Source organism: Ensifer sp. BR816 (genome assembly GCF_000378985.1).
In the GTDB taxonomy this organism is placed as follows: Bacteria; Pseudomonadota; Alphaproteobacteria; order Rhizobiales; family Rhizobiaceae; genus Sinorhizobium.
Window position 1 is genome coordinate 3,277,368 of the sequence record NZ_KB905370.1, and the last position, 20,221, is coordinate 3,297,588.

19 protein-coding genes and 2 pseudogenes are annotated in these 20,221 nt (G+C 63.1%); 9 read left to right on the forward strand and 12 right to left on the reverse strand.

All coding sequences use genetic code 11. The features are described 5' to 3' along the window. Nucleotides 1–81 precede the first annotated feature (81 nt). Nucleotides 82–1,851, forward strand: coding sequence for a malto-oligosyltrehalose trehalohydrolase (gene treZ, locus RHIBR816_RS0115645; protein WP_018237509.1), 1,770 nt, complete (start codon nt 82–84; stop codon nt 1,849–1,851). An 88-nt stretch (nt 1,852–1,939) separates the two neighbouring features. Continuing rightward, nucleotides 1,940–2,581 carry a UdgX family uracil-DNA binding protein gene (locus tag RHIBR816_RS0115650; protein WP_026187040.1) on the forward strand — a complete coding sequence of 214 codons (642 nt, stop codon included), beginning with the start codon at nt 1,940–1,942 and terminating at the stop codon, nt 2,579–2,581. 4 nt (nt 2,582–2,585) lie between these two features. On the opposite strand, the gene RHIBR816_RS0115655 is transcribed toward RHIBR816_RS0115650, so the two are convergent. From RHIBR816_RS0115655 to RHIBR816_RS0115665, 3 genes and pseudogenes are all read right to left on the reverse strand, one after another. Then, entirely contained in the window at nt 2,586–3,308 is a 723-nt protein-coding gene (locus tag RHIBR816_RS0115655; protein WP_018237511.1) for a glutathione S-transferase, read from the reverse strand. Nucleotides 3,309–3,327: 19 nt separating this feature from the next. Then, nucleotides 3,328–3,626, reverse strand: a pseudogene (locus RHIBR816_RS34215) (DUF3175 domain-containing protein). 17 nt (nt 3,627–3,643) lie between these two features. Beyond that, nucleotides 3,644–3,859, reverse strand: a complete 216-nt coding sequence (locus RHIBR816_RS0115665; RefSeq protein WP_018237513.1) for a hypothetical protein — start codon at nt 3,857–3,859, stop codon at nt 3,644–3,646. A gap of 162 nt (nt 3,860–4,021) precedes the next feature. On the opposite strand from RHIBR816_RS0115665, the gene RHIBR816_RS0115670 reads away from it, so the two are divergent. Further along, nucleotides 4,022–4,351 (forward strand): hypothetical protein, encoded by a 330-nt coding sequence (locus RHIBR816_RS0115670; RefSeq protein WP_018237514.1) that lies wholly within the window; start codon nt 4,022–4,024, stop codon nt 4,349–4,351. A 287-nt stretch (nt 4,352–4,638) separates the two neighbouring features. On the opposite strand, the gene RHIBR816_RS0115680 is transcribed toward RHIBR816_RS0115670, so the two are convergent. Continuing rightward, on the reverse strand, nt 4,639–4,902 hold the full coding sequence (locus tag RHIBR816_RS0115680) for a hypothetical protein (protein ID WP_018237515.1): 264 nt from the start codon (nt 4,900–4,902) through the stop codon (nt 4,639–4,641). A gap of 103 nt (nt 4,903–5,005) precedes the next feature. Then, a complete protein-coding gene (locus RHIBR816_RS0115685; RefSeq protein ID WP_018237516.1) occupies nt 5,006–6,292 on the reverse strand; it encodes a DUF763 domain-containing protein in 1,287 nt (428 codons plus the stop codon). A 154-nt stretch (nt 6,293–6,446) separates the two neighbouring features. Between RHIBR816_RS0115685 and RHIBR816_RS0115690 the strand changes: the two genes are divergently transcribed. Then, complete coding sequence (locus RHIBR816_RS0115690) at nt 6,447–6,995, forward strand: DNA-3-methyladenine glycosylase (RefSeq protein ID WP_018237517.1); 549 nt, start codon at nt 6,447–6,449, stop codon at nt 6,993–6,995. Here RHIBR816_RS0115690 and RHIBR816_RS0115695 read toward each other — a convergent pair. The 3 genes from RHIBR816_RS0115695 to RHIBR816_RS0115705 form a co-directional block, all read right to left on the reverse strand. Beyond that, complete coding sequence (locus RHIBR816_RS0115695; protein ID WP_018237518.1) at nt 6,969–8,087, reverse strand: ATP-dependent DNA ligase; 1,119 nt, start codon at nt 8,085–8,087, stop codon at nt 6,969–6,971. The two genes, RHIBR816_RS0115690 and RHIBR816_RS0115695, sit on opposite strands and share 27 nt — an antisense overlap. Before the next feature lie 25 nt (nt 8,088–8,112). Next, the gene (catE, locus tag RHIBR816_RS0115700) at nt 8,113–10,230 is read right to left on the reverse strand and encodes a catalase C (RefSeq protein WP_018237519.1); all 2,118 of its coding nucleotides are present in this window, start codon (nt 10,228–10,230) and stop codon (nt 8,113–8,115) included. A 102-nt stretch (nt 10,231–10,332) separates the two neighbouring features. Continuing rightward, nucleotides 10,333–10,794, reverse strand: coding sequence for a YbhB/YbcL family Raf kinase inhibitor-like protein (locus RHIBR816_RS0115705; protein ID WP_018237520.1), 462 nt, complete (start codon nt 10,792–10,794; stop codon nt 10,333–10,335). Nucleotides 10,795–11,047: 253 nt separating this feature from the next. Here RHIBR816_RS0115705 and glgA point away from each other — a divergent pair, with 253 nt between their 5' ends. Next, entirely contained in the window at nt 11,048–12,502 is a 1,455-nt protein-coding gene (gene glgA, locus RHIBR816_RS0115710) for a glycogen synthase GlgA (RefSeq protein WP_018237521.1), read from the forward strand. A 147-nt stretch (nt 12,503–12,649) separates the two neighbouring features. Next, a complete protein-coding gene (locus RHIBR816_RS0115715; RefSeq protein ID WP_018237522.1) occupies nt 12,650–13,561 on the forward strand; it encodes a DMT family transporter in 912 nt (303 codons plus the stop codon). A gap of 196 nt (nt 13,562–13,757) precedes the next feature. Here RHIBR816_RS0115715 and RHIBR816_RS0115720 read toward each other — a convergent pair whose 3' ends face one another. Next, nucleotides 13,758–14,597: a fumarylacetoacetate hydrolase family protein gene (locus tag RHIBR816_RS0115720; RefSeq protein WP_018237523.1), complete on the reverse strand. Its 840-nt coding sequence runs from the start codon at nt 14,595–14,597 to the stop codon at nt 13,758–13,760. Nucleotides 14,598–14,751: 154 nt separating this feature from the next. Here RHIBR816_RS0115720 and RHIBR816_RS35985 point away from each other — a divergent pair. Next, nucleotides 14,752–14,912: pseudogene (locus tag RHIBR816_RS35985) on the forward strand (amino acid ABC transporter); the annotation flags it as partial. Between the two features lie 58 nt (nt 14,913–14,970). On the opposite strand, the gene RHIBR816_RS0115725 reads toward RHIBR816_RS35985, so the two are convergent. The 3 genes from RHIBR816_RS0115725 to RHIBR816_RS0115735 all read right to left on the reverse strand — a co-directional run bounded on the left by RHIBR816_RS0115725 (nt 14,971) and on the right by RHIBR816_RS0115735 (nt 17,789). Beyond that, the gene (locus RHIBR816_RS0115725; protein ID WP_084811086.1) at nt 14,971–16,200 is read right to left on the reverse strand and encodes an adenylate/guanylate cyclase domain-containing protein; all 1,230 of its coding nucleotides are present in this window, start codon (nt 16,198–16,200) and stop codon (nt 14,971–14,973) included. A 39-nt stretch (nt 16,201–16,239) separates the two neighbouring features. Then, complete coding sequence (locus tag RHIBR816_RS0115730; protein WP_026187042.1) at nt 16,240–16,803, reverse strand: methylated-DNA--[protein]-cysteine S-methyltransferase; 564 nt, start codon at nt 16,801–16,803, stop codon at nt 16,240–16,242. Nucleotides 16,804–16,898: 95 nt separating this feature from the next. Then, the gene (locus RHIBR816_RS0115735; RefSeq protein ID WP_018237526.1) at nt 16,899–17,789 is read right to left on the reverse strand and encodes a GNAT family N-acetyltransferase; all 891 of its coding nucleotides are present in this window, start codon (nt 17,787–17,789) and stop codon (nt 16,899–16,901) included. A 240-nt stretch (nt 17,790–18,029) separates the two neighbouring features. Here RHIBR816_RS0115735 and argE point away from each other — a divergent pair, with 240 nt between their 5' ends. Beyond that, nucleotides 18,030–19,154, forward strand: coding sequence for an acetylornithine deacetylase (argE, locus tag RHIBR816_RS0115740; RefSeq protein WP_018237527.1), 1,125 nt, complete (start codon nt 18,030–18,032; stop codon nt 19,152–19,154). A 125-nt stretch (nt 19,155–19,279) separates the two neighbouring features. Further along, nucleotides 19,280–20,203 (forward strand): glyoxylate/hydroxypyruvate reductase A, encoded by a 924-nt coding sequence (locus RHIBR816_RS0115745; protein WP_026187043.1) that lies wholly within the window; start codon nt 19,280–19,282, stop codon nt 20,201–20,203. Nucleotides 20,204–20,221 lie beyond the last annotated feature (18 nt).

Here is a 20,221-nt window from a genome sequence, read left to right on the forward strand (position 1 = left end):
ACGCCGAAGGTGCGGCGGAACTTTCGGCGTGTCCCGGCAGTTTTCATCTCTTGCCGATCTGATAGCAGCAAGGAAAAACGAATGCCCAACCATGTCCGGAAGACTTGGGGCGCCGTCCTCACGTCTGGCGATGTCGCGCACTTTCGCCTATGGGCGCCCGACGAGCCTGCCGTTCGCCTCGTTCTCGATGGTGCCCCGCACCCGATGCGGGCGCTCGAGGGCGGCTGGTTCGAAGTCTCGGCGCGGGCGCGAGCGGGAGACCGATATTGGTTCGAGCTTTCCGACGGGACGCGCGTCGCCGATGCCGCCTCCTGCGCCCAGGCGGAGGGGGCCAGCGGCCCGTCGGTGCTCGTCGATCAGTCGGTCTACGAGTGGCGGGCCGCCTCCTGGCGCGGTCGCCCGTGGGAAGAGGCGATCATCTCGGAGCTGCATGTCGGCTGCTTTACGCCGGAAGGCACGTTTCGCGCGGCGGCCAGGCGGCTGCCGGATCTCGCCGAAGCCGGGATCACCGCGATCGAGATCATGCCGGTCGTCGAGTTTCCGGGGGTGCGCGGCTGGGGCTATGACGGCGTGCTGCCCTACGCGCCACACCATGCCTATGGAACGCCGGACGACCTCAAGGCGCTGGTCGATGCGGCGCACGGGCTCGATATGATGGTCTTGCTCGACGTCGTCTATAATCACTTCGGACCACTGCACAATGACCTAGGCCGCTACGCCGGCCGCTTCTTCAACAGCGATCGACCGACGCCATGGGGGGCCTCGATAGCCTTCGAGGAGCCCGCGGTGCGACGCTTTTTCATCGAGAATGCACTCTATTGGCTCGGTGACTACCGCTTCGACGGGCTGCGCCTCGATGCGACGGACCAGATACGCGACACCAGCGAGCCGCATTTTCTTGCCGCGCTGGCGCGCGAGGTACGCGAGACATTTACCGATCGAAGCGTCCATCTGGTGATCGAGGATGCCGCCCATCGCCGCACTCTGCTGCGGCGCGACGCCGACGGGGCGGTCGCGTTCTTCACCGCCGGATGGAACGACGATGTTCACCACGCCCACCATGTAATGACGACAGGCGAAGCAAAGGGCCACTATCGGCCTTTCGCCAAGAACCCCTGGAAGGCATTGCACGAAGCGATGACCGACGGCTTCGCTTCGTTTGAGACGTCCAAAGGAGTGCCCGCTCATCAGGCAGCTGTGCCACCGCAGGCGCGGGTGAGCTACCTTCAAAACCACGATCAGATCGGAAACCGGGCCTTTGGCGAGCGCCTCGTTTCGCTTGTCGGCAGTGAACAGCTACACGTGATGACCGCAATGCTGATGCTCTCGCCGCAGATTCCCCTGCTCTTCATGGGCGAGGAATATGCGGAAGACCAGCCATTCCTGTTCTTCGCCGATTATCAGGGCGAACTCGGCGAGGCCGTTCGTTGCGGGCGGCAAGGCGAGGCCGAGAATTTCGGCGGCATGCCGCACGGCAAGACGGCCGATGATCTTCCCGATCCGCTCGATCCTCGCACCTTCGCCGATTCCAAGCTTCGCTGGGAACGCGCGGAGAGCCCGGCGGGCAGGCTCCATCTCGCCTTCATGCGTCAACTCGCCGATATCCGGCAACGGCACATCGTACCGCTCCTCTCGGATTGCGGTCTCCCGAGCTTTGAGGTCCATCCGGCCGGTGACGGCATTGTCGCCATCGACTGGTCGTTCGCAGGGCCCGTTCTCGAGCTCCGGGCCAATCTCCTGGCAGAGAGGCGATCCGTTCCGCCGATCCGCGGCGAACCCATTTATGGTGGCGAAAACCTGGAAGGCTCCGAATTGCCGGGGCCGGGTTTCGTTGCTGCCGTCAGGCGTTGAGCCAGGTTGGTGATCGGAACATGGCAGCGGCCCGGTAGTTTGGTCCTTGAGACGATTGATATGGATCGAGGCTTCCGCCTTTCGACACATGCCGCGTGAACCCGTCAAAATGGGCCCGGCCCTCTCCGGCGAGCATGCCGAGGCAAACTCCATCGCGGCGCTGCGCAAACAGGCCGAGGGCTGCGAACGCTGCGACCTCTACAAACACGCCACGCAGCTCGTGTTCGGCGAAGGACCGGGCGAGGCGCGCGTCGTCCTGGTCGGCGAACAGCCTGGCGATCGCGAGGATCTGGCGGGTCGTCCCTTCGTCGGTCCAGCCGGGCGAATTCTCGACGAATGCCTGCACGAGGCGGGTATCGATCGCTCGAGCTGCTATCTCACCAATGCGGTCAAGCATTTCAAATTCGAAGAGCGCGGCAAGCGCCGGCTGCATTCGCGGCCAAACGCCGGCGAGATCGAGCGTTGTTCCTGGTGGCTCGGCGCAGAGCTCGAGGAGCTACACCCCAAGGTCGTCGTGGCGCTCGGCGCAACGGCACTTGCTTCGCTGCTCGGACGCCGCGCCGGCGTGCTGAAAAACCGCGGCGACCTGATCACCACGCCCGCCGGCTATCCTGTCCTCGTTACGATCCATCCCTCCTATCTCCTGAGAATCCGGAACAGAGTGGACGCCGCGGCGGAACGCGGACGCTTCGTCAAGGATCTCGCCAAGATCGCGGCCCAGGTCGAGTAGAGGCTCACGCCTGACGATCGAGCTCGGGATAATGTCGGAAAACGCAGGATTCGTTGAAGGGCAAGCGCCGATCGGAGGCTAGGTAGCTGCGAATGCGCGGGCGCGCCGCTACCGCATCGTGCAGCGCAATGAGCGTCGGGACCTGATCCTCGCAGGCACCCATGGCGTTTGGAAACGCATAGCGCAGCCCCTCGACCAGCTGAAACAGTGAAAGATCGACATAGCTCAGTTGCCCGCCGACACTGTGCTCCCGGCCCTCGGGATTTTCCGTGAGAACACGCTCGAAATGGCCGAGATATTTCGGCAGGCGCTCCGACAGAAAGTTCGCGGTGCGCTTTTCCGCTTCGAGCCGCTGCTCCTCGTAATAGAGTGACACGCCGATCGGGTGGTGCGTGTCGTGTACCTCTGCGACGCAATCGGTGATCGTCAGTTGCAGACCGTTGGCAACGTAGCGGAGATCCTCTTCCTCCGGCGCCAACCCCAATCTCGGGCCGAGATAGAACAGGATATTGGCAACGTGGGAAATCACCAGTTCGCCATCGACCAGAAACGGCGGCGCGAAGGGTACGGTTGCCTCGCCGGCGTCCTTCATCATCCTTAGCATCGCGTCGGTGCCGCCTGGCTGGCGCGCGACGTCGAGATAGTCGACCCCCGCCTCCTCGAAAGCGAGACGCACAAATTCGCCGCGGCCGGGGATACCGTCCCAGTAGTAGAGCTTGAACGCCATGAGATGCCCTCGTTTGCAGTTACCCTGCGGGCGTGCGCCCGAAATCCCTTCTGAGCTCGTCTTTCGCCTTTTCCAGCACGTGCTTCTGTTCCCGGCTCAATCCCGATCCTGCCCGTTGATGTAGAAGGTCAGCATGGACATGGCGGACCGGTACGCGCTCGACTTGCGCCGGTCGCTCGCTTCTGCAGATCGTTTCAGGGAGCTTGCAATCTGATGGGGATCCTTAGACGCAAAAATCCCCGCTTCGATGTCCAGCGCGTTGCTGTGCGCCGTCACCCCTTGCGACCATTTCGTCTTCTTTTTAATGCTCTTGCCCATCGAGCCTTATGGGCATTTCAGCGCAACCAGACGGGCAACTCGGAAGCCTGCCGGAATTCGCGTGCCCGGTCCTTCCAGCCGAGCTTTTCCCAGGCGAACTGCTGGGCGGCGACCCTCGCCGTTTCCTTCGTGGGATAGATATCCGGCAATACATAGTCCTTGTCGCCGCAGCAGAGCAGTGCCCTGCCGCTCATCAGATCGAAATGCAGCTCCAGGCATACTTCGTCCTGCATGAAATCCCTCCCGGACATGATCGATTAAAACGGTCCTTGGGAGAGGAAGTTCCAACCGCCGCGACGAGGTCCCGAAAAATCCGCATCCTTCGCCGTCTGGCGTCACGTGCCCGGGAACATCGGCGCCTGCCCGGAGTTAAGTGCGCTTACGGGAGGCGAACCATGAACAAGTATGGAAAAACCCGTTCATCGTCGAGTGCCGCACGCCCGCTCGATCCGCCGGGCGTCGACGAGCCCGTCGATGCGCGGAAACGCCAGACGGCAAGATCGCAGGCGTCGATCCGGCAACAAATCATTGAAATACGCGAGCGCATCGGCGGGCTCGAAGCCGAAATCGACGCGATCGCGACCGAGGCACACACTGCCATAGGTACATTGCCCGGTGCCGACCGGATTGAAACGGCAAAGGATGTGGTGGCCGAGAAGCGCGACGAGATTCAGAAGCTGAAGTCGCGTCTGGAGGATATCGAGAGGCTCGTTGCGACCGAGTAGCCGCTCCGGCTGAACCGTCGCCGTTGCAGACGGCCATTAAAAGACTGTCATCCACACGCCGCGCCAGAAGAGCGAAGTCGGGCCGTCGAGGTCTTCGTGCTCGTCAACTCTATAGCGCAGTCGGTACTCCGCCGGCCGCGCCCCCGGCCTCCGGCAGCAATGGACGTCTCTTCTTGTCCTCCTCCTCCGCGGCAACCGGGTTTGTGATTGTAACCATCATCAAATCCTCCGGTGGTCCAACGGGAACCACCGGGCAAGGAAAGCGTTCCAGTGAACGCTCCGCGAACTCAGTCGCGATCGATGAACTTGAAGAATCGACTGACTTTCCCGTCTTCGGTCCGGTCCTGGTAGAGGAAGGTGAGCTTGTTCTCGTCAAAAATCTCGAAGAACTGCTCCCAGGGGATTGCCTCCAGCCTTTCCTCGGGCTTGCCGAAGTCGATGCGCAGCAATCCGCCATCGGATGCGCCCCTGACGCGAGCCGGGTGGCCGTCGCGTCCCTCTGCCCATTTGCGGATTATGTCGTGGTTGGTCGTGGTCTTGGAAGCGCTCACCGGAACCTCCTCCAGCTTGGTTGTCTTGCGCGGGCGAGGCCAAGCACCGTCTTCGCCCGGAACTCGCGCACCCTAATCGACCGGCTGGATGATTGTTCCTGAATCAGTTGCGGGTACGGCTTCTAACGGCGGCTGTGTCGCCGTCCCTGCCGCCCTCATGCTCGCGCTCCCAGCCGAACACGCTGCGGCCACCGAAGCGGGCCGAATCCCTGAACTCCCCGGCGACGATTTCCTTGAGGTCCGGCCCGGTGACGTAACGCTCCAGACGGCGCGACTGGTCGTCGAGCCGCCTCAAGGCAGCGAGTTCCTCCTCTTGCCCGAGCCGTCCCTTCTGGACTGCCGATTTCATCACGTTGATCGTCTCGTCATAGACCTTGAGCGGCACCGGAAAGGGGTGGCGGTCCTTGCCGCCATGGGCGAGCGAAAAGCGCGCCGGGTCGGAAAAACGGCACGGCGTGCCGTGCACTACCTCGGCGACCATGGCGAGCGCCTTGACGGTGCGCGCGCCGACACCCGGCACGAGAAGCAGTTCCTCGAAGTCTTTCGGTCCTCGATCGGCAGCGGCGGCAAGATTGCCGTGCAGGCGCCGCATGTTCACGTCGCTTTCGCGGACATCGTGATGGGCCGGCATGAAGAGGTGCGGCAGCATCGGCTGGGCCGGCGCCGCTGGTCCCGCACCGCGCGCCTCGATTGTCGCCAGCTCGCGCACCAACCCATCGGGTCCGAGCGCACGCAAGAGATCGAGCTGGCTCGTTCGCGAGGCGCCCGCCCGCCGGTCCGCAAGGTTGATGATCTTGCCCTGCTCCCGCCCCTCGATCGCCGCATGCGGCGAGTCGACGAAACTTTCCAGGCCCTCGGAAAGCCAATGATAGCGCCGCGCCTGCCGCCGGTCGCCGTTCATCCCCTGCTGGACGACGACCCATTTTGCATCGTCGGTGACGATGAAGCCATGGAGATAGAGGTCGAAGCCGTCTTGGACGGCGGCGCTGTCGACCTTGGCGACGAGGCGGCTCGCATCGGCAAGCGCCGCACCGTCAAAACCGATGCGATCGCCGATCGTGACGAGTTCGCCCGGCGTCTTGCGGGAATGCTGGCCGCGGCCGCCGCAGACGTGAATGCCAAGCTCGCCCGAAAGAGGCGTCAAGCCGCGCTTCAGGGCGCCGATGACGCTGGTGGTGATGCCTGACGAATGCCAATCCATGCCCATGACCGAGCCAAAGGACTGGAACCAGAACGGGTGGGCAAGCCGCCTCAGGAATTCGTCGCGCCCGTAATGCTGGACGATCGCCTCGGTGATCAGCGCGCCGAGCCGCGTCATGCGGTCGCCGAGCCACTTCGGAACCCGCCCACCATGCAGGGGAAGATCCGCATTGCCCGCTCGTTGCGCCATCGTGTTTGATCCTTCGTATGCGATATGGGCGTCACACTACAGGTTTCGGATGTTCGCGGAAAGTTCTCAATGGACACATGATGAAACCGGAAGACAACGTTGGCGAGCGCGAGGGGAGCGTTTAAGATTGGCACGGACCGGGAGGCGCGATCGATTGAAGTGGGATGACAGTTTCTTTGCGCGCGACGCCGTCGCGGTCGCCGCCGACCTGATCGGCGCCGAATTTTGCGTTTCCGGCGTTGGCGGCATCATTGTCGAGACGGAAGCCTATCTGCCGGGCGACGCCGCATCCCACAGCTTCGCCGGCGCGACCAACCGCAATCGTGCGATGTTCGGCCCGCCGGCGCATGCCTATGTCTACCTGTCCTACGGCCTCCACTGGTGCCTGAACTTCGTCTGCCTTCCCGGCAGTGCCGTGCTCATCCGCGCGATCGAGCCCAAATGGGGGCAGGAGACGATGCGGCGGCGGCGCGGCGTCTCGCAAGAAAGGTTGCTCTGTTCCGGGCCGGGAAGGGTCGGCCAGGCGCTCGCGATCGGCAAGGAACAGGACGGCTTGCCACTCGACGGAAAGCCGTTCCAACTGAGCCCGCCGACGAAGCGCCCACCACTTGCAACCGGCCTTCGCGTCGGAATATCCAAAGCCGTCGAGCACCCATGGCGCTTCGGATTGAAGGACTCACCCTTCCTCAGCCGCAAGTTCTAAACGCGGCTCGATCTGCTCATAGGTGCATTGGCGCGGGTCCTTGTCGGGACGCCAGCGCATCAATTTCGTACCGTGGCGAAAGCGACGGCTGCTGACGTGATCGAACCTCACCTCGACCACCAGTTCCGGCCGAACCGGTTCCCATTCGCCGCTGCGCTCCGTGCTCCAGCGGCTCGGGCCGCCGGGTGCCTTGCCGGTAAAGCCGGGCGGCTCGCGTAACGACTCGAGCCGCCGCGTCAATGCGGGCCGTTCCTTGTCGGAGATCGTCGCAGTGAAGCCCACATGGTTAAGCGTGCCGTCCGCGTCGTAAAGGCCGAGGAGAAGGGAACCAACCGCGTCACTCTTGTTCTCGTAGCGGAAGCCGCCGACAACGCAATCGGCCGTCTTCAGGCGCTTGACCTTGACCATCGCCCGCTCGCCGCACGCATAGGGCCCGTCGCGCCGCTTGACGACGACACCGTCGGTGGCGCCGGGTTCCCATGAGGCCAGCCAGCGCTCGGCCTCCTGACGGTCGAGCGTATAGGGCGAAAGCTCGAGCTTATCCGCAACGGCGTTCTCGGCGACAAAGGCTTCGAGTGCCGCTCTGCGGACGGGAAGAGGCTTGTCGGTCAGGATTGCTCCTTCCCGGTCGACCAACATGTCGAACAGGATGAGCCGAGCAGGCGTCAGCCGAGAGAGCTTTTCAACGCGGCTTGCCGCCGGATGCAGGCGCATCTGCAGGGCGTCAAAGGAAAGACGACCGTCGACTTCGATCACCAGTTCGCCGTCGACGACGAACTGCGTAGCGTCGAGCTGGCGCAGCTGCTCGACGATTTCCGGGAAGAAGCGCCCGAGCGGTTTGCCGGATTTTGCCCGGAGATCGACCGCCTCGCCGGATTTGAAGGCGAGGCAGCGAAACCCGTCCCATTTCGGCTCATATTGCCATGCCCCGTCACTCGGGAGCTGCGTAGCCGAGCGTGCTTCCATCGGTGCGGTGCTCACCGGCAGGCCGAAGCCGTCGGCCGATGCCGCGCCGGTCGCGACCTTTGCATTTCTGGTCGGGCGCGGCAGCCCGGCTTCCTTGCTCGGTTTTCGATTCGCGGGTGACGACATCTTTCACGCCCCTGGCGGTTCTGGCCTATTTCAGCTTGACGGAGGGCTCCCTCGCCCAGACGCGAAGCTTGCCGAGTTCCTTGAGGAACGAGGCGACACTCCTGGCGTCTTTCAATTCGATCGTTCCTTCGTCGAGAGAATCGGCGATGCCCGCTCGCTGCATCAGTGGCAGCGCCGACCCCGCATAGCCGATAAATTTGCAATGGGCGAAGGCATCGGCCACGAAGTCGCGGGCGGTGGCGACATCGATCAGCTCGTCTACCGCGTCTGCCGAAGGGAGCAGCACCACTGCATCGTAAAGCACGGACGGACCGCCATCGAGCATCTGGTGGGCTGCGACCCACCTCCCGTCCGAGGCGGTGAAGCCGCTGATCTTCGGGGCGATCACTTCGTACAGGGCCTTCTCCTTGGTGACGGCCGCCGTGACTGCGTCGAGCAACTGGGCGTCCGCGCCATCCGTTGCCAAGATGCCGAGCTTGCGGCCTTCGAACCGCTTCGGACCGCGCTCGATGATACTGAGCGCCGGCGACGGATCGAGATCCTGCCGGGTCGCCACTGCCGCTTCTGCCGGCTTCGGCATGGTCTTGAAGCCGAGCGCATGGCCGACCTTCTTGCCGAGCGACTCGTCTATGTTGAGAAGATGGGCGACCATCCGCTCGCGGATCACCGGCGTCTCCACCTTGCTCAATTCGAAGGTCAGGGCGTCGGCGATATGGCGCTGCTCGGGCGGGGTCTGGCTGATGAAGAACTGGCGCGCCTGGCTATAGTGATCCGCGAAGCTTTCCGCCCGAATGCGAAGCTTCGGCCCCTGCTCCTCCGATGCAAAATGGCGGAAGCCCTTCGTCGGCGACTCGCGCGGTCCCTCGCCCCAGGAGTTCGGCTGGTAGTTCACCCGGCCGACCGGGTTGCGCATGGCCATGTGACCGTCCTGCTGGAAGTGTTGGAAGGGACATTTGGGTGCGTTGATCGGCAGATGGGTGAAATTCGGGCTGCCGAGCCGCTTCAACTGCGTGTCGAGATAGGAGAAGTTGCGACCCTGCAGCAAAGGATCGTCGCTGAAGTCGATGCCCGGCGGCACGTTCTGTGTCATGAAGGCAACCTGCTCGGTCTCGGCGAAGAAGTTGTCCGGCATGCGATCCAGAACCAGCCGCCCGACAGGTTTCGTCGGCAGGACCTCCTCCGGAATGATCTTGGTCGGATCGAGGATGTCGAAATCGAACTTGTCGGCAAAGTCCTGGTCGAAAAGCTGCACCTGCAGCTCCCACTCCGGGAAATTCCCGGACTGAATGGCCAGCCACAGGTCGCGCCGGTGGAAGTCGGGGTCCGCACCGTTGATCTTCACCGCCTCGTTCCAGGCAACGGACTGCAGGCCCAGTTTCGGTTTCCAGTGGAACTTGACGAAGGTGGAATCGTCCTTGGCATTGACGAAGCGGAAGGTGTGAACGCCGAAGCCCTCCATGAAGCGGAAGGAACGGGGGATTGCCCGGTCGGACATGACCCACATGACCATATGCATGCTTTCCGGCGTCAGGCTGATGAAATCCCAGAAATTGTCGTGCGCCGATTGCGCCTGTGGAAACTCCCGGTCGGGCTCCGGCTTTACCGCGTGTATGACGTCCGGAAATTTGATTGCGTCCTGGATGAAGAAGACGGGGATGTTGTTTCCGACGAGGTCCCAATTGCCCTCCTTGGTGTAGATCTTGACGGCGAAACCGCGCACGTCGCGTGCAAGGTCGACGGAACCCTTGCTGCCGGCAACCGTCGAGAAGCGCACGAAGGCGGGCGTCTTTTCGCCGGCCCGCTGAAAAAGGTCCGCCCGCGTATAGGCGGCAAGCGATTCATAGGTCTCGAAGAAGCCATGCGCGCCATAGCCGCGAGCATGCACCACACGCTCCGGGATACGCTCATGGTCGAAGTGGAAAAGCTTTTCGCGGAAATGGAAATCCTCGATCAATGTCGGGCCGCGCGCGCCGGCGCGCAGGCTGTTCTGATCGTCGGCAACCGGTCCGCCCTGCGCCGTCGTCAAGATGGGAGTGTCGCCTTCGGCGATCTGATGAAGTTCTCCGCCGTTGCCGCGGGTCGCCTTCTGGTCGTGGATGGTGGCCGGCTTCGATTTGTTCGGCGCAGAGGGTTTCTTGGCCATCGCAACGCTCCTTGATCGGGGATGGAATGGCCACGAAACCTTGGCCGCGGAGGTTGGTTCCCCCGCGAGCCGAATTTTAGGAATTCTCGGTGCTGGAGGTCGTCAGCCTTGATAGGTGCCGATAAGATCAGCCTCCGCGATCCGGTGCTTGTGCGCTTCTGCCCAGGCCTGCGCTGCCCCGACATCATCCGAGATCGACATATTGCGGGTGTCCAGCGCGGCGAGCTTGAAGTGATAGTGATGGACGCCCGTTCCCGCCGGCGGCTGCGGCCCGTCATAGCGCGCATTGCCGAAATCGTTCCTGATGAACTTGATGGCATGTTCCGGTCCGGTATCGACGGCTTCGGAAAGCTCGGTCCAATTGCCAGGTATGTTGACGATGGCACAATGCCGAAAAACGCCCCTGACGGCATCCGGATCCTCGACGATCAATGCGAAGCTCTGCGTCCCGTCGGGTGTACCCGTCCATTTCAGCGGCGGAAAAATGTTCTCGCCGAAGCGCGTGTATTTTTTCGGGATCGCCTGGCCTTCGGCGAAGGCGGGGCTTATCAGGCTGAAAGTCATCACCAGTCTCCTTCCATGTTGGCACATTGAACGAGCGCACGACCATCATGATTGTACCCCCAAAGCGGGTCGGAGTTGAGGCCGCCGGCGGGAAACGCCCCCAACAGAATGGCCCCGCCGCCGCCCGCGCCGCCGGCGGTCCAAAAATTTCGATTCCGGTGCGGAACTTTGCGCAGTGGTTGGTGTTGAAGGTAGTGCATAGGTGGGCGGCGGCTGGCCGGCAACGGCCAAGACAATTTCCGGAACATGATCGATGAACCTTCTCTCGGTGACGGCTGAGATTTTTCCCTTGGTGAAGACCGGCGGGCTGGCCGATTTTGCCGGTTCGCTTCCCAAGGCCTTGAAACCGCACGGCATACGCACGCGTAGCCTTGTGCCGGGCTATCGGTCCGTGACGGAGACACTCGACGAAGCCACGCCGGTTGCATGCTATGATAACCTTTTCGGCGAGAGCGCGACGCTCCTTGCGGGACGTGCAGAGGGGCTGGAGCTCTTCGTCCTCGATGCGCCCGGCTTCTTTCACAGGTCGGGTGGCCCGTATACCGACAAGTACGGCAAGGACTATCCGGACAACTGGAAGCGCTTCGCCGCCTTTTCGCTCGTCGCCGCGCAGATCGGGCGCGGCGTCGTTCAGCACTGGCGACCGGACATCGTTCACGCTCACGACTGGCACGCGGCCTTGAGCCTCGTCTATCTCAAATACGCATCCGACGCGCAGGTCCCGCGCGTCCTGACCGTCCACAACATGGCCTTCCAGGGACAATTTCCCGCCCACCTCTTCTCCGAACTCGGCTTGCCGGACGAGGCCTATTCCATCGACTGCCTCGAATATTATGGTGATCTCGGATACTTGAAGGGCGGCCTGCAGGCCGCAGATGCCGTCACCGTGGTCAGCCCCACCTATGCGCGCGAAATCATGTCGCCGACCTTCGGAATGGGCCTCGAAGGCGTGATGAATGCACGTCATGACGACGTCGTCGGCATTGTCAACGGCATCGACGTCGACGTGTGGGATCCGTCCACGGATCCTCATATCGAGCATCAATACTCGTCGAGAACGCTTCTCCGGCGGCTGCCGAACCGCGAGTCGCTGCTTGAGCTTTTCGGCTTGCCGCAAACCAGCGGTCCGGTGTTCGCCAGCATCAACAGGCTGACATGGCAGAAAGGCATGGATCTTCTCGCGGCCGTCGTCGACGAAATCGTCGCGATGGACGGCCGTCTGATCGTGCACGGAAACGGCGACGCGGACATCGAACAGGCCTTCCAAAATGCCGCCCGGCGATTTCCACAGCACATAGCCATGAAGCTCGGCTACGAAGAGTACATCGCCCACAAGATCCATGCAGGGGCCGACGCGATGCTCGTTCCCTCCCGCTTCGAACCCTGTGGTCTGACCCAACTCTATGCGCTGAGATACGGCTGCGTGCCGATCGTGGCGCGGACCGGCGGTCTGTCGGAAACGATCATCGACGCCAATGTCGCCGCGCTACAGGCGCAGGCCGCCACCGGGATACAGTTTTCTCCGGTCGATGCGCACGGTTTGCGGCTTGCGCTGCGCCGCGCCTTGAAGCTCTTCCGGCACCGGCGCATCTGGGAGGGATTGCAGCAACAGGGGATGAAGACGGACTCCTCCTGGCACGATAGCGCAGCCAAATATGCCGAACTCTATGGCGGTCTTACCAGGGCCGACATGCGGTTGGCAGGCTAGCGCGGCGCCGAATTACCCCGCCGGATCGATGCGCTTGATGGCTGAACGCAGCCTCTCATTCGCAATGCTGATGAGTTGATCAGGAACGCAGCATGGATTGCAGCGTCGGAATATGCCAGTGGCTGCGCATTCCAAGAGGAACCCGCCATGGCCGTCGAGACCGTACCCGCCGCCCCATCCACTGCATCGAACGCCGCCCGCGCCGGCGTACTGGTTATGCTCCTCGGCATGCTGATGTTCTCGCTCAACGACGTCATGGGCAAATGGCTGGTAGCGACCTATTCGGTCGGCCAGGTCGTGCTGGTTCGCAGCCTCGCGGCGGTCGTGCTGCTCATCCCGTTCCTCTGGATTGGCGGCCCACGCAAGCTTCTCGCCCTCGAGCGGCCGGGCCTGCAACTGGCGCGAGTCGTAACCTCCACCGCCGAGGTTTTCGCCTTCTATTTCGCCGTCATCTATCTGCCGCTTGCCGATGTCATGACCTATTGGCTGGCGGCCCCGATCTATGTCGCGGCAGTGTCGCCGCTCGTTTTGAAGGAACATGTCGGCTGGCGGCGCTGGACGGCGATCGGCATCGGCTTCGTCGGCGTCATCATCGCGCTCGACCCCTCGTCGCAGGCCTTCACCCTGCCGGCACTGATTTCCATCCTCGGCAGCATGTGCTTTGCATTCATGATGGTATCCGGGCGCTCGCTGCGCGGCACCCCGGATACGACGCTCGCCTTCTGGCAGCTCGTCGGCGCGGCGCTTGCCGGCCTCCTTTGGGCGCCCTTTGACTGGACACCGCTGAAGCCGATCGACACCGGGCTGCTCTGCCTGCTGGGCGTCGTCGCCATGATCGCCCATGTCCTCGTCAATCGCGCGCTGAAGCTCGCCGATGCCGCGACGGTCGCGCCGCTTCAGTACACGCTGCTCTTCTGGGCGATCGTCTTCGGCTGGCTGTTCTTCGGCGACACGCCTCGCCTGTCGATGGTTCTCGGCGCCGGGCTGATCGTCGCCTCCGGCCTCTTCATCTTCTTCCGCGAACAGCAGCTCAAGCGGCAGGGACGGCTGAAGGCTTAGCGAGAAAAGAGCACGCGGCAATCAGCCCCTCCCCAACCCCTCCCCACAAGGGGGAGGGACTTACTGGGCCGCACTGCTTCCCCGATATTGTTCCTTTTGTCAGTCGCAAAGGCAGAGAATGGTGGGTTGACCGCGGCGCCCGCCGAGCCCCTCCCCCTTGTGGGGTTGGGGAGGGGCAATCCCCGCACGCCATCAATCAGTCATCCGCGACGACGGTCTGCTTCTGCGTGCCGAGACCTTCTATGCCCAGTTCAATGACATCGCCGGGCTTCAGGTATTGCGGCGGCTTGAAGCCCATGCCGACGCCGGGCGGGGTGCCGGTGGAGATGATGTCGCCCGGATGGAGCGTCATGAACTGCGAAAGATAGCTGACCAGATAGGCGACGCCATAGACCATTGTCTCGGTCGAGCCGTCCTGCTTGGTCTCGCCATTGACCGTCAGCCGCATCGCGAGTTTCTGTGGATCGGCGATCTCGTCGCGGGTCACGAGCCACGGCCCGGTCGGACCGAAGGAGTCGCAGGACTTGCCCTTGGTCCACTGACCCGAGCGCTTCGTCTGGAAGTCGCGCTCCGAGACGTCGTTGATGACGCAATAGCCGGCGACATGGTCCATCGCTTCGGCTTGCGACACGTATTTGGCCCTTTTGCCGATAACGACGCCGAGTTCGACCTCCCAATCGGTTGCGACCGAACCACGCGGGATGATGACATTGTCGTTGGGGCCGACGATCGCCGAGGTCGCTTTCATGAAGACCACCGGCTCCGGCGGAACCTCGAGACCGGACTCCGCCGCGTGGTCGGCGTAGTTGAGGCCGATGCAGATAAACTTTCCGCTGCCGCCAACGCAGGCGCCGAGCCGGGGCGCGCCCTCGACCACCGGAAGGCTCTCGATCTCGAGGCCGCGCGCCCAGCCAAGGTCGGCGAGCGCTCCGCCGGCGACGTCGGCGACCACACCGGAGAGATCGCGGATCTTGCCGGCACCGTCCAGCAGGCCGGGCTTCTCCGCCCCTTCGGGTCCATAGCGCAGCAGTTTCATTCCATTCCTCCAAAACGATCGCGACGAAAGTCTGCGCCTGACAAACCAAACGACGCGGTGGATGTAAAGTTGTTTTCCAAGGTGACCGGCGGAAAAGCGCATGCGAGCCAGAGGCCCCAGCCGAGGCAGGGGATCAACAGAAGCAATATCGATTATCGCCAACAAGAAATTCGTCGGCGACGGCGTCGGCATCGCCACCCGCAAAAAAGACAACGACTTACGAGAGAAACTGAACAAAGCACTTGAGGAAATTCGCGCCGACGGCACCTACAAGACGACAAGTATTTCACGATCAACGTCTATACGATGAAGTAAGAGCCGGCGACGTCAGGACGGGCCGGATGCACGGGCAAGGATGTTGATCGCCCTTGCCCTATTTGCCGTTGGAGAACGCAAACACATCGACAGGCTCGTCCAGTCCCCTCAGGGCATAGGAACCGAGACTTTCAAGCTCTCCGGCGCAACCTGCCCTTTCGACGAAGGCCCTCGAAAGAAGAACCGGGCGCTTGAGTTCCTTGGTCAGGCTCTCGAGCCGGGAGGCGATGTTGACGGCCGGTCCGATGACGGTGAAATCGAGGCGCTTGCGCGAGCCGATATTGCCGTACATCACGTCGCCGACATGGACGCCTATGCCGTAGCCGAGCGGATCGTGGCCCTTTTTGAGATTGGCCTCGTTGAGCCTGGAAAGCGCCGCCTGTGCTTCGTCGATGGCGGCAAGAAGCTGGCTGCAGGCGCAAGGATCGGCAAGCGGGAAGATCGCCAGCAGCCCGTCGCCCATGAATTTCAGTATCTCCCCACCGTGCCGCTCGATCGGCTCGGACATCGCATCGAAGTAGTCGTTGAGGAGCTCGATGACGTCGTCCCGCGGCCAGAGATCGGACAATCTGGTGAAGTCGCGCAGGTCGCAGATCAGGATCGCCGCGCCGACCGTCACGCCGCTGCCGCGCGTCGTCGCTCCCGCCAGAATCTGCTCGCTCGCATGCGGCCCGACATAGGTTTCGAGCAGCGTTCGAGCCATACGGTTCTTCAGGCGGATTTCGCTGACGAGCGCCAGCGCGGGGAGAATGTCCGAAAGGAAGGCGGTATCATCGGCGTCGAATCCGCCCGGCCGGTCGCTCGCGAAGGTGATCGCGTGGCGCTTGCCCAGCGTGTGGTAGAGCGGCCAGATCATGTAATCGGTGAGCCCCTCGGCCCTGAGCTCGTCGTAGAGCGGGTAGTCCGGACCGTCGGCCGTCGGGTCGTCCAGATGCCGGCGCACCTCGTCGGCCCCCTCGTTGAACTCGTGCAACGGGCTGTTCAGATATTGCGTGCTGTCTTCGACGCCATATTCATAGGTGTCGATTTCCGCCTCCGACAATCCTTTCCGCCACAGAATCCGCGCCCCGATCCATTGCGGGTGATGAATCCTGAAATGCAGCGTTGCGCGGGCAACGGGCAACCCGGCCTCCGACAATCTCCGGCACAGATCCACGAAGATATTGTCGATGAAGCGTTCTTCGCGCGTCTCCATCACGAGCCAGTCGAGAATCTTCCGTCGCTCGACGGACCATGCCGTATCGCTCATGCGAGCGGAACCCAACCGCGCCTCAGATAAAGTCTGCATTGCTCCCTCCTTCGGCCGGGGTTCCATCGCAGCCATGGTTCAAAATCCCAGAGAATGTTGGGCCGGCGCCGGCGGGCCGAGATGAACGCCTTCCAATTCGAGCATGCGCAGCTTCGTGGTGGCGCCACCCGGTGCGGAAAACCCGCCGACCTTGCCGCCGGCCGCCAGCACGCGGTGGCACGGTATGATCAGCGCCACCGGATTTTTGGCCATTGCCTGGCCGACATCGCGCGCCGCTTCCGGACCGGCACCGAGCGCCTTGGCGAGCGCGCCATAGGTGGTCGTGTGCCCCCAGGGGATATTTCGTACTGCTGCATAGATCTGCTTGAAAAGGGCGTCCTGTCCTTCGAGATCGAGCGGGAATCCGGAAAAATCCGTCTCCCTCCCCTCGAAATAGCGTTTCAGCGCGGCAACGGCTTCCACGACTGCCGTCGGCGGCTCATGCGGTTCCGCCTCGGGCAGGCGCCTGAGCAGAAGGCGCTCGGCGGCTTCCGCGCTTTTCGTCGGCAATTGGAAGCGTGTGATCCCCCGCTCGCTCCAGGCGATGCCGCAGAAGCCGGCCGCCGTTTCGAAGATCCGGTATTGGTGCGCTGTCATAGCCACAGCCTCCCACGATTCTGGAGTTTCCATGAAAATCGTGCGGCAAGGCTGCGAATTCAACCCGTTTCTTGGGCTGTCGTTGCGGTAAGCGCGATCCCCTATCCCAGCGCCTGGGTGGCGAGGCCATAGATAACAGGCATTGCGCTGACCGTTTTCTCAACCAACCAACGTCGCCCCAGCGACATGCTGGTAACCGTGTCAAAGACCGGAAGGCCCGACTGCGCGAGGAATTCCGCGAAAGCGCCGCTCTTCTCGCGGGTGTCGAGACGGAGGAACGCTCCCGCATGGTCAGCGACATGCGGCCTCGTCACTGCAATCGCGTCGGCGTCGTTTGCCGCGACGACGGGACCAACCAGATGGCCGCGCCCGAAGCGCCGGCAGAGCGAATAGGCCGCCATCCGATCGTCGCGCACAAGCGCCACGCCTTTCGACACGCCGAGAAGGCGGGCCAGCACATGCGTGCGATCGGCGTGATAGGCGGCGAGATCGAGCGCGGTGATTTCGTCGAGATCGTCCGGCACCAGAGCGCGCAACCTCGTTCCCGGCGGAAGTGAGCCCTCCGGCGGCGCGACCGCCTCGCCGTTACACTGGAAGACGGTTCGCTCGGCGACGAAACCGAGAGATCCATAAAGCCGCCGCGCCGAGCGGGTGGCGTTGAGTCCGATCGCCCGCGAGCCTATTTGCGCCAACACGTGGTTCATCATCCACCGGCCGGCGCCAAGCATCTGCAGGCGCGGCGAAGTAATGACCATGCCTATATTGGTGAAATCCGGAGCGTAGTTGAACCACATGGCGGAGCCGAGTATGCGCCCGATCGCATCGCGCGCCACGACGCCTTGGCCAAGCTCGCGGGCGATCTGCCAATCCTCGTCCCGATGCGGCCAGCCCACGGACATGGATAGGGCATGGAGCGCGTCGAGATCGGCTTCGGCGATGTCGGCGATGGTCAGTTCGTAGGAATCCAACTGTATCGAATTGGTTCTTTCCATGTTTGTTCCGCCCCCGGAGGCACTGGCTCGATATCTGCGTTATGGGCATTCGCTCGGCGGAAGCGAGTGCCCCAGTTCAGTTGTAGCCGCTTGCCCCCAACACAAAACGTTTCAGATCTTTCCCAGTTCAGCACTTTCCACCGAAGCCGCAAATCATTCGGCAGGCATTTGCCCGCTCTGGACCTATCCTGATGCGACGCCACCTCGACCCCGGCCAACCCGGCATGCTGTGAGGCAAGAATGAAGACAGAAGAAATCCTCGCCCGGCTCGTAGCCTTTCCCTCGGTGGTCGGAACGGCGAACCACGACATCGTCGAGTGGATCCGCACCTACCTCACCGAGTTCGGAGCCAAGGTGACCGTGCTACCGGGTCCGGAAGGCGATCGCTCCAACCTTTTCGCCAGTATCGGCCCCGTCGACCGGCCGGGTATCATGCTGTCGGGACACATGGACGTGGTGCCGGCCAATGAGCCGACGTGGACCAGCGACCCGTTCACCCTCCGGCGCGAAGACGAGCGGCTCTACGGCCGCGGCACCAGCGACATGAAGGGGTTTCTGGCTTGCGCTCTCGCGGCCCTGCCGGCGATCGCCTCCCTGCCGCTTTCCCGGCCGCTCCACCTCGCCTTCTCCTATGACGAGGAAGCTGGTTGCCGCGGCGTCCCGCATCTGATCACGCGCCTTGCGGATCTCTGCGCAAAGCCCGAGGGCTGCATTGTGGGCGAGCCTAGCGGAATGCGCGCCATTCGTGCCCACAAGGGCAAGGCCGCCGCCCGCATCGAGATCGTCGGCCGATCCGGCCATTCCTCACGGCCGGACCTCGGCCTCAACGCCATTCACGCCATGGCAGAGATCGTCGCCGAAGCGGTCCGTTCCGCCGAGGCCTTGGCCGAAGGGCCTTTCGACGGCAATTTCGAGCCCCCCTATTCGTCGCTGCAGGTCGGCACGATTGCCGGCGGCCAGGCCGTCAACATCATTCCCGACCGCTGCACGATCGAACTGGAAGCCCGCGCCGTGGCGGGGGTCGATCCTGCTCGGCTCGTCGCGGCCGTCGAAGCGAAGCTCGAAAGCCTGGCCGACCGCGGCTTCAAGACCCGCTGGGATAGCTTGAGCACCTATCCGTCGCTGTCGCTCAATGAAGATGCGCCGCTTGCCGCGCTGCTGCGCGACCTCACAGGTCAGGAGCCGCTTCCCGCCGTCAGCTACGGAACGGAAGCGGGTCTCTATCAGGCGGCCGGCATCGACGCGATCATCTGCGGTCCGGGCGACATCGCACGCGCTCACCGGGCGGACGAGTATATCGAGATCGGCGAGCTTGCAGTCTGCCGAACCATGATCGAGGCGCTGGGGCAAAGGCTGTGTGCCTGAATCCGGTCGACCGGCAAGTCAAAGCCACCCATTAAATCGGTGCCAAATGCCGTCGATTCCGCCAGCTTCGGAGCATTCTGCCGGGGCAATGCGGCAACGATGCGTGAAAAGGAATGGGGAAGACGATGACCTTTCTGTTCAACTCGGATGCCGAACGGGCGAAGATCTTTGCGGCTGAATTCGCCGGCGAGCTTCCCTCGCTTTCTTTCGTCACGGATGCCGGCAGCGTCGATCCCGCCGCGGTCCGCTATCTGCTGACATGGACCGCACCGCCGGATCTCGAGCGCTACGTCAATCTCGAAGTCCTGTTCTCTATCGGCGCCGGCGTCGACCAGTTCGCGCTCGACCGCCTGCCGAAACGGGTCAAGCTCGTCCGAATGATCGAGGACGGCATCACCCGGATGATGCAGGAATATGCGACGCTCGCCGTCCTCGCGCTGCATCGCGACCTTCCCGGCTACATCGGCCAGCAGAGTGCCGGCGAATGGCGCATGCGCCCGGTCCGGCAGGCGACGGAGCGGCGGGTCGGCGTCATGGGCCTCGGAAATCTCGGCCAGGCGGTCCTGGACCGCCTCCGTCCCTTCGGCTTCCCGCTTGCCGGCTGGAGCCGCTCGCCGCACGAGATCCCGGGGGTCACGTGCTACCATGGCGAAAGAGGTCTTGCCGATTTTCTCGCCGCCCAGGACATCCTCATCTGCCTGCTGCCGCTCACCCCGGAGACACGCGGCATCCTCGACGCGTCGCTGTTTTCGAAACTCCCGCGCGGCGCCGGCCTCGTGCATGCGGGGCGCGGGCCACAGCTCGATACGGACGCGCTCGTTACCGCACTGGATGGCGGGCAGCTCTCCGGCGCAGTCCTCGACGTCACCGACCCGGAACCGCTGCCGTCGGACCACCCGCTCTGGCGGCACCCGAAGGTGATCATCACGCCCCACATCGCCAGCGTCACCCAGCCGGAGACCGCGGCAAAAACCGTCATCGCCAATATCCGGCGCCATGAAGCCGGCCTCGACCTCATCGGCCTCATCGACCGCGATCGCGGCTATTGAATCAAGCGCAACCCCGAA